Below are 13,891 nucleotides of genomic sequence, written 5' to 3'. Positions count from 1 at the left end.
ATCTTTCTTCTTATTATGGCTTATCAAATCAGCCTTTATCTTAATATTTAGTCAAATGTTGTAATGTCTCAAACGCTTTGCCTGATGCAAGATGAGCCAATACATTTTGAACATTTTGTTTTAAGTCATCATGACCAAATAACTTCAGCAATAATGCCACATTCGCCGCTACCGCATTAGCGTGTTCCGCTTTGCCTTTACCTTGTAAAAGTGCGGTCAGATATTGGGCATTTTCTTGCGGTTCGCCACCACGTAAACTTTCTAAAGATTGTGTTTTTAAACCAAAATCTTCTGGCGTTAAGGTGAAGTAGTCAATTTTGCCGTTTTTAATTTCTGCCACTTGTGTTTCGCCGTGTACAGCCACTTCATCTAGACCCGCACCATGCACAACAAAAGTATGTTGATGACCTAATGCGACAGCAGTTTCTGCATAGGTTTTCACTAATTCAGGGGCATACACGCCAAGTAAATGATAAGTTGGGCGAGCAGGATTAATTAATGGACCTAAAATATTAAAAAGCGTACGTGTTTTTAATGCCGCACGAACAGGGGCAACATGTTTAAACCCACTGTGATATTGTTGAGCAAATAAGAAACATACCCCAATATCGTCAAGTGCTTGGCGAGCTTGTTCTGGCGTGACGTTGACATTCACCCCGAGAGCAGTTAATACATCACTGGCACCTGATTTGCTTGATACACTGCGGTTACCGTGTTTGGCTACTTTGGCACCCATCGAGGCAGCAACAATCGCACTCGCCGTAGAGATATTAATCGTGTTTTGACCATCACCGCCAGTACCCACGATATCCGCAAAAGGGTAGTCAGGGCGAGGGAATGATTTGGCATTTTGCAAAGACGCAGATACCGCACCACTTAATTCATCAATAGTGGCACCACGTACTTTTAACGCAATCAGCATGGCAGCGATTTGTTCGTTATTCAGTTCGCCTTCCATAATGGCATTAAAAATGACCGCACTTTCTTCTTTGTTAAGTGTTTTTCCGTTGTAAAGTTGTTCTAATAATTGAGCCGTTTGCATAATCTCGTCCTTTATACGTAAATATCGTAATCTAAATCGCGTGCTTCATCACCAGTCATACCACGGAAACCCCAGCAGTGTGCAGGTTGTTCTTTAATCGTAATTTCAACGTTGTGAGATTTAATCCCAATTTTGTATTCGAGTTCGCTGAAGAGCATTTTGATTAAACGTTTTTTCGTACCTTCCATACGACCTTGCATCAGGTTAATTTCAATAACGGTGTAATCATCGTTACGATCGATAGGATAAAGAAAATCTTCTTTATCTAAACATAAAAAACGAATTGCATGTTTTCCACGAGGAATGTCTAAACCAAGGTTTAAACAGTTATAAATTACTTCAGCAATATCTTGACGACGAGGTGCAAGCACTTCTTTTAATCCATATACGGTAATCATTTTTCTTCCTTAATCTCTGTTTAATAACCATTCCACAGATTGTTGTAATAATTTCGAACCTTGCACAGTAAGGATGCTTTCTGGATGGAATTGGAAAGCACAGATTGGCAAGGTTTTATGACGAATTGCCATCACGATATCATTGTAATCGGCATTGACAATAAATTCGTTAGGTAGATTTTTACCCATTAAAGAGTGATAACGCGCCACTGGCATTGGGTTGGCAATATCTTTAAACATAGCTTGGTTATCGTGTTGAATGCGCGATACTTTACCATGTAATACTTCGCCTGCATGTACAACCTCTCCACCAAAGGCTTGAATAAGCGCTTGATGGCCCAAGCAAATACCAATAATTGGCACATCATTTTTTAAACGTTCAATGAGTGGGAGTAAGATCCCAGCTTCTGCCGGGGTACCTGGTCCTGGAGAAAGCGCAAGAATTGTATCGGGTGTATTTAATGCCTCTTGCACCACCTGTTCTAAATTGGTGTCATTACGATAAATTTTTACGTTATGCCCAAGCACACGGAATTGATCCACTAAGTTATAAGTGAATGAATCAAAATTATCTAAAAAGAGAATATTAGCCATAATTTATCGTCCTTATTTTGCTTGGGTATTGATTTGTTTGATTGCTTTAAGCACTGCAGCCGCTTTATGGCGAGTTTCATCCGCTTCCATTTGAGGATCAGAATCTAATACTTCACCACAACCTGCTTGAATATGGGCAATGTCATTTTGTACAAAGGCAGAACGAATCACGATACAGGTATCAAAACGGCCGTCAGAGGTGAGATAACCGACCGCACCACCGTAGCTGTGGCGTTTTTGCTGTTCAAATTGATAAATTAACTGCATGGCTTTAATTTTAGGCGCACCAGTTAACGTCCCCATATTCATACAAGCTTGATAAGCGTGTAAGGCATCAAGTTCAGGACGAAGTTTACCCACCACGCGAGAAACCAAATGCATGATGTGCGAATAGCGATCCACTTGCATTAATTCGGCGACTTTACGTGTACCGCTTTGGCAAACACGAGCAATGTCATTACGTGCTAAATCTACCAACATTAAATGTTCAGCTTGTTCTTTATGATCAAGACGTAATTCTAATTCCAAGCGTGCATCCAATTCTGGGTCAATATTACCATGCGCATCAAAACCACGTGGGCGAGAACCTGCAATTGGGTAAATTTCTAATTGGCGATTGTCTGGCGCATATTTCAACGCACTTTCTGGTGATGCACCGAATAAAATGAAATCCTCATCGTTCATGTAGAACATATAAGGGCTTGGATTGTTATGTTTTAATTGTGCATAGCTCGCAAGGGTATTCGGGCAAGTTAATGAAAAACGGCGGGATGGCACGATTTGGAACACATCACCAATATTAATGTGATGTTTTAACGCTTTAACGATACCTGTAAATTCAGGATCTTCAAAGTTGGTACTGACCTCATCACTTGCTGCTTTAATGGAAAGTACGCCATCAATATTTTTTAATTTTTGTGCAATAGAAAGTGCCGTTTTCGCGACTTCCACTTGTTCTTCTTGACTAAAACAGAAGCTTTTTAATGTGGCTTGTTGGCTTTGGTGATCGATGGTAATTAAGTTTTCCGCGAGATAGAAACTGTAATCCGGGCAGTGAATACCATCATCTTTTAATTCAACACCTTGCATTGGAATAAAATTTGCCACCAAATCATAAGCAAATAAACCACCTAAAAAGACTGGCGTACTGCTATGTTGATAATGGTTAGAAATTACACGAAGACCATCAAAGATTGTTGCAGCTTGTAATTTACTGTCTTCATCTAATTGATTATCGAGTGGCGCAAATTGTACAGAAAATTCATTGTCAAAATTGACCGCACTTACGGTACCAAGTTGGCTTAATACGGGATGAATTTCTTTTAACACTTGTTTACCGTTCGCATTTAGCGCTCTAAAAGTCACTTGATTGCCTAAGCAAGTAATTTTAACGGCCGCATTAATTAGAATAAGACTTTGTAAGCTATTTTTGCTACCAATTTCTGCAGAGTCGAGAAGAAGAGAATTTGAGTTCTGTTGGCATAATGTATTAAAAATTGCGGTGGTGTCGGCATGATAGGGAACCGGTTGAGAGGTTACCGCAATAAATGGGGTATTTTTCATAATCAATCCTGTATTTTGAACTTTTGTACTATTAAACTAGTGCAAGACGCATAAGTCAAGAGAATAATCAAAAAATTGGCGTAATTTTACAATATTTTTTTAATTTTTAATCAAAGATATAAAAAATAGAGGAAGTTGATTAGAAAAAAGCCATTTCGAGTCATATCTCAAAATGGCTTAATAGAGGGAATAGATTAAGAGATTAGAGAGAAGCAACGATCTCATCGATTTTATTTCTTGCTGATCGTTGTGCTTTTTCAATCGCTTCAGCACCTAATCCGATACCTTTTACATAAGCAAACTGAACATCGGTAATGCCAACAAAACCTAAAATCGCTTTTAAGTAATTTGTCACATTATTGTTTTCATCATACATGCCACCAAAGCTTGCTAACACAATCGCTTTTTTACCTTGAAGTAAACCTTCAGGGCCATTTGCGGTGTATTGGAATGTTACGCGAGGACGCGCGATAAAATCAAAATAGGATTTAAGTTGTGTTGGGATGCCTAAGTTATACATAGGTGCACCAATTACGATGATATCTGCTGCTTTTAATTCAGCCACTAACTCATCTGATAAGGCTAAAAGCGCATTTTCTTCTGCTGTTTTAGGTTCGCCACGTACCGCAGTTGCTGCCGTTGCATCAAAATGGGGAAGGGGTTGTGCTGCTAAATCACGTACCACAATGTTGTGACCTTTTAATTTTTCAATGGTGTAATCGGCTAATTTATTGCTTTGAGAGTTATCTGCAAGGATGCTGGATTTTAATACTAATACGTTCATAGAGTTTCCTTTAATTTGTGTTTATCAAAAGTGCGGTCATTTTATCGGAAATTTTGAATCGATAAAGTAGTTATCAGGAAAATCATTGTTTACTCATTGGAAAGAATTCAGTGAGATATTAACAAGCGTGGTGGAAAGTGCTAAAATTCTCCGCCGCACTTGGTTTGCTCGATAGTGGGAGTGAATGAAAGTGCGGTTTGTTTTTAATCATTATTTGCATGTTGCCTTTCGTATGGGCGACCACTGTATAAGGAAAAATTATGCCTATTATTACTTTACCGGACGGTTCTAAACGTGAATTTGATCGTCCAGTTTCTGTGTTAGAAGTGGCTCAAGATATCGGAGCCGGTCTTGCCAAAGCAACTATCGCGGGCCGTGTAAACGGCGTACGTCATGATGCTTGTGACATCATCAATGAAGATGCCAACCTTGAAATTATTACAGCAAAAGATGAAGACGGTTTAGAAATTATTCGGCACTCTTGCGCACACTTGCTTGGTCACGCAATCAAACAATTATTCCCCGATGTCAAAATGGCAATCGGTCCAACGATTGAAAATGGCTTCTATTATGACGTGGATTTAGACCGTTCTTTAACGCAAGAAGACATTGATGCTATCGAAAAACGTATGCTTGAATTGGCGAAAACCAATTATGACGTCATCAAAACTCCGGTAAGCTGGCAAGAAGCAAGAGATACTTTTGAAAAACGCGGCGAGCCATACAAAATGGCTATCTTAGATGAAAATATCGAACGTACCGCAACGCCTGCGCTTTATCATCACGAAGAATACATTGATATGTGTCGTGGACCACATGTGCCAAATATGCGTTTCTGCCACAACTTCAAATTAATGAAAGTTGCAGGTGCTTACTGGCGTGGTGATAGCAAAAATAAAATGTTACAACGTATCTATGGTACGGCTTGGGCAGATAAAAAACAATTAGCGGAATACTTAACTCGCTTAGAAGAAGCGGCAAAACGTGACCACCGTAAAATCGGTAAAGCGTTAGATTTATATCATATGCAAGAAGAAGCACCGGGTATGGTGTTCTGGCATAACGATGGTTGGACAATTTTCCGTGAATTGGAAACCTTCGTACGTACAAAATTAAAAGAATACGATTATCAAGAAGTGAAAGGTCCGTTCATGATGGACCGTGTGTTATGGGAAAAAACAGGTCACTGGCAAAACTACGGCGATTTGATGTTTACTACACAATCAGAAAACCGTGAATATGCGATTAAACCAATGAACTGTCCAGGTCACGTTCAAATCTTTAACCAAGGTTTAAAATCTTACCGTGATTTACCAATCCGCATGGCGGAATTTGGTTCTTGTCACCGTAATGAACCATCGGGTTCTTTACACGGTTTAATGCGTGTACGTGGTTTCACTCAAGATGATGCCCACATTTTCTGTACTGAAGATCAAATTGAAAGTGAAGTAACTAGCTGTATCAAAATGGTTTACGACATTTACAGCACTTTCGGTTTCCAAAATATTCAGGTGAAATTATCTACTCGTCCTGAAAAACGTATCGGTGCTGATGATATGTGGGATCGTGCAGAAGCAGGTCTTGCAGCAGCATTAGCGCATAACGGTCTTGAATATGAAATTCAAGCCGGTGAAGGTGCATTCTATGGTCCTAAAATTGAGTTTGCATTACGTGACTGCTTAGATCGTGAATGGCAATGCGGTACTATCCAATTAGACTTTGCATTACCAGGTCGTCTAAATGCTTCTTATGTAGCTGAAGACAATGACCGTCGTACACCAGTTATGATTCACCGTGCGATTTTAGGTTCAATTGAGCGTTTCATCGGTATTATTACTGAAGAATATGCGGGTTTCTTCCCAGCATGGTTAGCGCCAGTTCAAGCGGTTGTGATGAATATTACAGATAGCCAAGCAGACTACGTGCAAAAAGTCGTGAAACAACTTTCTGATGCTGGATTACGTGTTAAAGCAGATTTACGTAATGAGAAAGTCGGCTTTAAGATCCGCGAACACACCTTACGTCGCGTACCTTATATGCTAGTTTGCGGTGATAAAGAAATCGCAGAAGGAAAAGTGGCTGTACGTACTCGTAAAGGTGCAGATTTAGGTACTTTCACGATTGAAGAATTTGCTGAAATCTTAAAATCTCAAGTAAGACAACGTGAGTTGAAATTATTGGGTGAAGAGTAATTGACTCTTTAAAATCTTAATTAAAAATGACCGCACTTTGATGTGCGGTTTTTTATATTCACGGCATAAAAATAAACTCAAATATCCCTTTCTTCTATATAATAGCCTTATCACAAGGAGGCGAATATGACAGCTCAAATTCAACAATTAACATCAGAATTAACTTTAGAACGTATCAATGAAATCCCTGTTTTAACCTTAAATCACCCTGTGGGTTCAGCTCGAATTGCATTACAAGGGGCACAGCTATTAAATTGGCAGCCTAAAGGGGCTGAGCAGGATATCTTTTGGCTAAGTGAGATTGAACCTTTTACACAAGGTGTCGCGATTCGTGGCGGTGTACCGCTTTGTTACCCTTGGTTTGGTGGCGTAAAACAACCTTCACACGGTACAGCGCGTTTACGTTTGTGGAAATTGAGTGATTATGATCTGCAAGCGAATGAAGTGCGGTTAGAATTTTCACTCTTTTCTGAATATGGTGTGATTGAAGCCAAAATGAAAATGGAATTTACCGATAAATGCACAATGACTTTAACGCATTTAGGCCAAGAACCAGCTCAAGCAGCATTACACAGTTATTTTAATATTGGTGATATTTCACAAATTGAAGTCCAAAATTTACCAAGCAGTTGTTATGACTCATTACAAGGTAAACATACTGATGTTCCTTCAACTCGTAAAATTGAGCAGGGCGTCGATTGTATTTATACATTAGAGGAAGATAAAACATTCTTGGTTGATAAAGCATTTAATCGACGTATTCAAATTACCCATCATCATGCCGATTCAATAGTGCTATGGAATCCTTGGGAAAAAACGCCAAGTGCAATGAAAGCAGATGGATATCGAAATATGGTGTGTATTGAAACCGCAAGATTAGAGAAATTACTTCAATTTGGTGAAAGTATTTCTGCTGAAATAAGTACTTTACCCGCTGATATTTAAAGGAATAGAAATCCTTGTTGCATAAACGTGGCAAATACTATAAAATTTTGCCCGTTTTTTGTTTGTTTTTATAGCAAATGATTTAATAAATCTTCTGTTTGAATACAGTCGATTTTTTCTTAAATAAATAGAAGGAATAACATTATCAAAACCGTAAAAAAAGCTCCGGCAGCTAATCGCCCGAATCGCATTAACGATGAAATTCGAGTAAAAGAAGTTCGTTTGATTGACCAAGATGGTGAACAAGCGGGGATTGTATCAATTCAACAGGCCTTAGATATGGCAGAACAAGCAGCGCTTGATTTAGTTGAGATCAGTCCGAATGCCGAACCACCGGTTTGTCGTATTATGAACTACGGCAAGTTCCTCTATGAGAAGAGCAAAACGGCAAAAGAACAGAAGAAAAAACAAAAAGTTGTACAAGTGAAGGAAATTAAATTCCGTCCAGGTACTGACGAAGGTGACTACCAAGTTAAATTACGTAGCTTAATCCGTTTCTTAGAAGATGGTGATAAAGCGAAAATTACTGTACGTTTCCGTGGTCGTGAAATGGCTCACCAAGATATCGGTTTAGACGTATTAGAACGCGTTAAAAACGATTTGGCTGACATTTCTGTGGTGGAATCAGCACCGGGTAAATTAGAAGGTCGCCAAGCAGTAATGGTGTTAGCACCGAAGAAGAAGTAATAAACAATAAAAAAGCAACCTGAAGGTTGCTTTTTTTACGTTGTTTACTTGGATATGTCTTTATTTTAGCTTTTTTAATGCCTCACAGCCTTCTTTTCTTCCCCATTCACAGGCTTTTTGATAATAAAATTTTGCTTTTTTATGATTATTCTCGTCTTCATAAATTGCGCCTAAATTATAAGCCGCTACCGGGTGCTTATATTCAATGGCTTTTAAATACCACTCTTTTGCTTTAGCAACATTTTGTGGAACCTGATCACTTTCATAATAAATTAGCCCAGCCATAACTTGGCTATCGGTATCACCTGCCTTGGCTAATTTTTCAAAGAGTTCTAAGGCTTTTTGATGTTCACCGTTATTAAAGTATTTTTCGGCGACGCTAAAATACTGGCTAATATGTATTTGGTCAGAGGAATATGGCATTCTATATTTTTCTTCATAGAGTTTACGATAAAGTGCCTCTGCCTCTTCTGATTCTCGTTTTGTCTCTTGTTTTGTATCCATCATAATATGTAAGATTTCCAGTGCCATATCATGATCTTTTACTACGCCCTTGCCTTGATAATACATTAAGCCATAATAATAGGTTGCTTTGCCATATAATTCTTCAAACCCGACGATATCTCGAGAATTTTGTTGATGTGCGTTATCCAGTAAATACTTTGCTTTTTCCCAATTTTGTGTTGTTCCTTTGCCCTCTGCATATAGTATCCCCAGTAAAGGAGAAACCACTCTATAAAAATTATTTTTTGCTCCCTGTACTTCGTAGGATCTTCTTGCCCATTCAAAGGCTTTTTTATCATTTTTAGTGGTTAGTTTTCCATCATAATAGGCTTTGGCAAGTAAAAATTGTGCATAATATGAATCTGTTTGTTCAGCTGTTTGTTGCAACACTTGGAAGCTCGGGTAATCATACTCTGTCCTATAATACCAAGATTGACGCTCTAATGGATTTTGAGGTGCCCAATATTTTACATCCAGCCCACCATTCGTATTTTTCTCACCATAAAAATAGACTTTCTCACCTTCAACGGGGAGAGGACTTACACCACAATACACATCATTGCTAAGTTGCACTTGGAGCATATCTTTCTTATCTTTTAAAAAAAACTCATCCATAATAAAGTGTTCGACTATTCCTGCTTCTCTGTAGGATGCCTCACCAGCCACCTTTAATTTTGTTCCTTTAGGAGCTGATTTTGCTTGGTTAATAGTGGAAGTGGATAAATTAACATAAGGTGCTTTAACCTCCATCGCATTAAATTTTTCATCAGCAAAGCTACATTTTGCTTTGTTTATTGTGCCTATTGCGACACCAGCGCCCATCAAAATACCTGCACGAATAGGATCTGCTTGACTTTGTAGTGCAAATAATAGCCCCAAAGAAGCTACAATCATAAATTTAGTTTTCATAAACTGTACTCTCTATAAAGAAGAATCATCAAAATTATATTGAAAAAAAAAAACGACAAAGTATAATTCTACAGTTTTTCTTTGTAAATATGAAAAACTAAAGCAAACAGGCAAACTCAGCAGCCTGAGTTGCTTTTTTAGATTGCGATGCAAGTCGCAAAGTAGTGTGATCAGTGCTAGCAAGTAATTCGCAAGAATTCGCCTGATTATTCATTTAAACCAAAAACAATGCGGAGTTTTTTAACAATGCCTAAAATTAAAACAGTACGTGGTGCTGCTAAGCGTTTCAAAAAAACAGCTTCTGGCGGTTTCAAACGTAAACAATCTCACTTACGTCATATTTTGACTAAAAAGACAACTAAACGTAAACGTCATTTACGTCATAAATCAATGGTTGCGAAAGCAGACCAAGTTTTAGTAGTAGCTTGCTTACCATACGCATAAGCCGTTATTTAAGCAAAACGTACGATTAGTTAAATTAGTTAAAAATATTACATAGGAGATTAAATAATGGCTCGTGTAAAACGTGGTGTTATTGCAAGAGCACGCCATAAGAAAGTTCTTAAGGCTGCTAAAGGTTATTATGGTGCACGTTCACGCGTGTATCGCGTTGCTTTCCAAGCGGTGATCAAAGCTGGTCAATACGCATATCGTGACCGTCGTCAACGTAAACGTCAATTCCGTCAATTATGGATTGCACGTATCAACGCTGCGGCTCGTCAAAATGGTTTATCTTATAGTAAATTTATCAACGGCTTGAAAAAGGCATCTGTTGAAATCGACCGTAAGATCCTTGCTGATATCGCTGTATTCGACAAAGTGGCGTTCGCTGCATTAGTTGAAAAAGCAAAATCTGCACTTTAATTTTTTAAAGTTTAGATTCAAAAAATTAGGACGCTAAAAAGCGTCCTTTTTTATTACCACTAAAAAAGAAAAAACCGCTATTCAAAGCTTGAATAGCGGGGAGGTCTTAATTTATAAGAAACTTCAAAAGATAACTGCAATATGCAGTGCACTAGCAATGTATCAGACTGTGTATTTTTGAAATAGTTCGATATTTTTGAAAAAAATTTTAAAAATATCAAAATTAAACGAAAATGAATGAATTTAGCCCTTTATAAAGGCAATAATTTGCTCTTCAATCCCTTTTTCATCTAATTTAATTTCAGCAAGCGCTTCTTGTTGTGTACCTTGAGGAATAAAGATATCAGGTAAACCAAGTTGTAAAAGTGCGGTTGTTTTTCCATGAGAATTTAGCACTTCTGAAACAGCTGAACCTGCACCACCTTGAATCGCATTTTCTTCCAATGTCACAATGAAGTCGTGGGTATCCGCCATTTCTAGAATGCGAGCTTCATCAATTGGTTTTACAAAGCGCATATCAACAACAGTCGCATTGAGTTTTTCTGCCACAGATAAAGCGGCAGGTAAGAGTGTGCCAAAATTCAGAATCGCGATTTTTTCACCCTGACGAACCATTTTTGAACGACCAATTTCTAATTCAGCAAGTGGGGTTAATTCTACGCCGATTGCATTTCCACGCGGATAACGTACCGCAGTCGGTTTACCACATTTATAACCGGTATAAAGCATTTGGCGACATTCATTTTCATCACTTGGTGTCATAATGATCATATTTGGAATGCAGCGCATAAAACTTAAATCAAACGCACCTTGGTGAGTTTGACCATCAGCACCTACGATACCAGCACGATCGATGGCAAAGAGAACAGGTAAGTTTTGAATAGCAACATCGTGAATAAGCTGATCATAAGCACGTTGTAAGAAGGTAGAATAAATTGCCACAACAGGTTTATAACCGCCAATTGCAAGACCTGCTGCAAAGGTAACAGCATGTTGTTCAGCGATGGCAACATCAAAATATTGTTGCGGGAATCGTTCTGAAAATTCTACCATGCCAGAACCTTCACGCATTGCAGGAGTAATACCGACTAATTTATCGTCTTGTTCTGCCATTTCACATAACCAATCACCAAAGATTTTTGAATAAGTTGGTTTGGCATTTGATTTAGGAAGTTGACCGCTTGTTGGATCAAATTTTGGTACGCCATGGAAACCAATTGGGTCTTTTTCTGCAGGCTCGTAACCTTTCCCTTTTTTGGTTTTGATGTGTAAGAATTGCGGGCCTTTAAGATCGCGCATATTACTTAAAGTGGCAATTAATTCATCAATGTTATGCCCGTCAATTGGTCCGATATAGTTAAAACCGAGTTCTTCAAAGAGAGTACTTTCTGGAGAGAACATTACACCTTTCATGTGTTCTTCGGTTTTCTTCATAAAGTTTTTAACGGTCGGTACTTTATCTAAGATTTTCTTACTGCCATCACGAACCGTTGAATATAATGAACCAGAGAAAATACGCGCAAGGTGATTATTTAATGCACCGACATTTTCAGAAATAGACATTTCATTGTCATTTAAAATGACCAACATATCAGTATGTAAAGAACCCGCATGGTTTAAGGCTTCAAATGCCATACCCGCAGTGATTGCACCATCGCCAATTACACAAACAGTTTTACGCCCCGCATTTTCACGTTCTGCCGCAACTGCAATACCTAGCCCTGCACTGATTGAAGTGGAAGAGTGGCCAACACTCAATACATCAAACTCACTTTCTTCACGCCAAGGGAAAGGATGAATTCCGCCTTTTTGGCGAATGGTGGACATTTGATCACGACGACCAGTCAAAATTTTGTGTGGGTAAGCTTGATGGCCCACATCCCAAATTAATTGATCAAAAGGGGTTTTGAAAATGTAGTGTAGTGCAACAGTCAATTCAACAGTACCAAGACCAGATGCCAAATGACCACTGGTTTGACTAACGGATTCCAACAGATAACTCCGTAATTCCTGACAAAGTTGCGGAAGCTGATCTTTATTTAAAAGACGCAAATCTTCCGGCGAATTAATTAAGGATAAAAGAGGATAGTTGTTCATATATTCGTTAGTCCTAAAATGTGAAAAAAGTGACCGCACTTTGAGAAATTAAAGCCAGTGCTGTCACCATTAGCTTTTACGATTGACAATAAATTCAGCTAATGCACGCAATGCAGTGGTATCAAAAGGTAAATTGTCTAATTCATGTAAGGCGGTTTGATAGAGTTCTTGTGCTTTTTGTTTCGCGCCCTCTAATCCTAACAATTTTGGATAAGTGCTTTTATCTAAGCCTAAATCAGATCCCACCGGTTTACCGATTTCCGCACTGTCACCTTCAATATCTAAAATGTCATCTTGTACTTGGAAAGCTAAACCAATAGTTTGTGAATAACGTTCTAGTTGTTGCTCTAATTCTTTGTTTTCAAAGTGAGGTGAACAGATAAAACCCAGTTTTAATGCGGCTGTTAGCAATGCACCCGTTTTATTGCGATGAATAAGTTCTAATTCGTCTAAATTAACTTGTTTGTGCTCTGAAATTAAATCTAAACTTTGCCCTAAACACATGCCTTGTACGCCAGATGCTTGAGCTAAGACTTTCACTAATTGCAATTTTTGTTCAGCAGAAAGAGAAGGGGCTTCAGTCAGAATTTCAAAGGCAAAAGCTTGTAATGCATCGCCAGCTAAAATGGCCGTAGCTTCATCAAAAGCGATATGACAAGTTGGTTGACCACGACGAAGTTCATCGTTGTCCATGGCAGGCAAATCATCATGGATTAAAGAATAAGCATGGATAGATTCAATGGCTGCGGCAGCGTAATCTAAAGCGGACATTTCTGCCCCCAGCATTTTACCCGTTGCATAGACAAGGAAAGGACGAACGCGTTTGCCGCCTAGCAATAAGCCATATTTCATGGCATCACGCAAATGGGCATTATAAGAGTCAATTTCTTCAAATTGATTGGCTAAAAACTGATTAATGCGATCTTGAACTTGTTTAAGTTCAGTGCCGAATTGATAACTCATGGATTACTCGTCCCCTTGATAATCACTTAATGGGGCGGTTTCGCTTTTTTGTAACAAAATTTGAATACGTTGTTCTGCTTGTTGTAAGCGTTCTTGACCAAGTTGAGCCAATTTAATGCCGTTCTCAAATTCTTTCAGCGCATCTTCCAATGGTAATTCACCGCTTTCAAGTTTTGTCACAATCGTTTCCAATTGTGCAAGTGTTGTTTCAAAATCAGGTTCAGCATTTGCTGGTTTACGCGCCATTAAATTATCCTTTTCAGATGAATAAATTGCTCCGTATTGTACTTGATTTTTATAGGGATGTTAAAAACTTATTTCAAAGTGCGGTCAGTTTTTCGTGAGAATT

Annotated in this window: 14 protein-coding genes; 5 read left to right on the top strand and 9 right to left on the bottom strand. The window is 38.5% G+C overall.

Going from position 1 to position 13,891, the window contains the following annotated elements:
- Positions 1-40: 40 nt before the first annotated feature.
- From trpD to RDV53_RS09355, 5 genes are all read right to left on the bottom strand, one after another.
- Positions 41-1,042 carry an anthranilate phosphoribosyltransferase gene (trpD, locus tag RDV53_RS09375; protein WP_005696164.1) on the bottom strand — a complete coding sequence of 334 codons (1,002 nt, stop codon included), beginning with the start codon at positions 1,040-1,042 and terminating at the stop codon, positions 41-43.
- Between the two features lie 11 nt (positions 1,043-1,053).
- Positions 1,054-1,440: a tautomerase family protein gene (locus RDV53_RS09370; protein WP_005629316.1), complete on the bottom strand. Its 387-nt coding sequence runs from the start codon at positions 1,438-1,440 to the stop codon at positions 1,054-1,056.
- Positions 1,441-1,449: 9 nt separating this feature from the next.
- Entirely contained in the window at positions 1,450-2,034 is a 585-nt protein-coding gene (locus RDV53_RS09365) for an aminodeoxychorismate/anthranilate synthase component II (RefSeq protein ID WP_005696163.1), read from the bottom strand.
- 12 nt (positions 2,035-2,046) lie between these two features.
- Positions 2,047-3,597, bottom strand: a complete 1,551-nt coding sequence (gene trpE, locus RDV53_RS09360) for an anthranilate synthase component I (protein WP_005696162.1) — start codon at positions 3,595-3,597, stop codon at positions 2,047-2,049.
- Between the two features lie 202 nt (positions 3,598-3,799).
- Positions 3,800-4,381, bottom strand: coding sequence for an FMN-dependent NADH-azoreductase (locus RDV53_RS09355; RefSeq protein WP_005696160.1), 582 nt, complete (start codon positions 4,379-4,381; stop codon positions 3,800-3,802).
- Positions 4,382-4,641: 260 nt separating this feature from the next.
- Between RDV53_RS09355 and thrS the strand changes: the two genes are divergently transcribed.
- From thrS to infC, 3 genes are all read left to right on the top strand, one after another.
- Positions 4,642-6,573, top strand: coding sequence for a threonine--tRNA ligase (thrS, locus tag RDV53_RS09350; RefSeq protein WP_005696159.1), 1,932 nt, complete (start codon positions 4,642-4,644; stop codon positions 6,571-6,573).
- 126 nt (positions 6,574-6,699) lie between these two features.
- Complete coding sequence (locus RDV53_RS09345; RefSeq protein WP_005696158.1) at positions 6,700-7,518, top strand: D-hexose-6-phosphate mutarotase; 819 nt, start codon at positions 6,700-6,702, stop codon at positions 7,516-7,518.
- Between the two features lie 123 nt (positions 7,519-7,641).
- The gene (infC, locus tag RDV53_RS09340) at positions 7,642-8,205 is read left to right on the top strand and encodes a translation initiation factor IF-3 (protein ID WP_425306929.1); all 564 of its coding nucleotides are present in this window, start codon (positions 7,642-7,644) and stop codon (positions 8,203-8,205) included.
- A gap of 60 nt (positions 8,206-8,265) precedes the next feature.
- Here the strand turns inward: infC and RDV53_RS09335 are convergent, their stop codons facing one another.
- Positions 8,266-9,618 carry a tetratricopeptide repeat protein gene (locus RDV53_RS09335; protein WP_005696156.1) on the bottom strand — a complete coding sequence of 451 codons (1,353 nt, stop codon included), beginning with the start codon at positions 9,616-9,618 and terminating at the stop codon, positions 8,266-8,268.
- A gap of 246 nt (positions 9,619-9,864) precedes the next feature.
- On the opposite strand from RDV53_RS09335, the gene rpmI reads away from it, so the two are divergent.
- Together rpmI and rplT are read left to right on the top strand one after the other, a co-directional pair.
- Positions 9,865-10,062, top strand: coding sequence for a 50S ribosomal protein L35 (gene rpmI / locus RDV53_RS09330; protein ID WP_005596065.1), 198 nt, complete (start codon positions 9,865-9,867; stop codon positions 10,060-10,062).
- A gap of 66 nt (positions 10,063-10,128) precedes the next feature.
- The gene (rplT, locus tag RDV53_RS09325; protein WP_005596075.1) at positions 10,129-10,482 is read left to right on the top strand and encodes a 50S ribosomal protein L20; all 354 of its coding nucleotides are present in this window, start codon (positions 10,129-10,131) and stop codon (positions 10,480-10,482) included.
- Between the two features lie 243 nt (positions 10,483-10,725).
- Here rplT and dxs read toward each other — a convergent pair whose 3' ends face one another.
- From dxs to xseB, 3 genes are all read right to left on the bottom strand, one after another.
- On the bottom strand, positions 10,726-12,579 hold the full coding sequence (gene dxs / locus RDV53_RS09320) for a 1-deoxy-D-xylulose-5-phosphate synthase (protein WP_005696155.1): 1,854 nt from the start codon (positions 12,577-12,579) through the stop codon (positions 10,726-10,728).
- 69 nt (positions 12,580-12,648) lie between these two features.
- Complete coding sequence (gene ispA / locus RDV53_RS09315) at positions 12,649-13,542, bottom strand: (2E,6E)-farnesyl diphosphate synthase (RefSeq protein WP_005696154.1); 894 nt, start codon at positions 13,540-13,542, stop codon at positions 12,649-12,651.
- Between the two features lie 3 nt (positions 13,543-13,545).
- The gene (gene xseB / locus RDV53_RS09310) at positions 13,546-13,788 is read right to left on the bottom strand and encodes an exodeoxyribonuclease VII small subunit (RefSeq protein ID WP_005696153.1); all 243 of its coding nucleotides are present in this window, start codon (positions 13,786-13,788) and stop codon (positions 13,546-13,548) included.
- Positions 13,789-13,891 lie beyond the last annotated feature (103 nt).

The organism is Haemophilus parainfluenzae ATCC 33392, from assembly GCF_031191205.1.
Lineage (GTDB): Bacteria > Pseudomonadota > Gammaproteobacteria > Enterobacterales > Pasteurellaceae > Haemophilus_D > Haemophilus_D parainfluenzae.
This window is presented reverse-complemented; position numbering and strand designations above follow the sequence as displayed.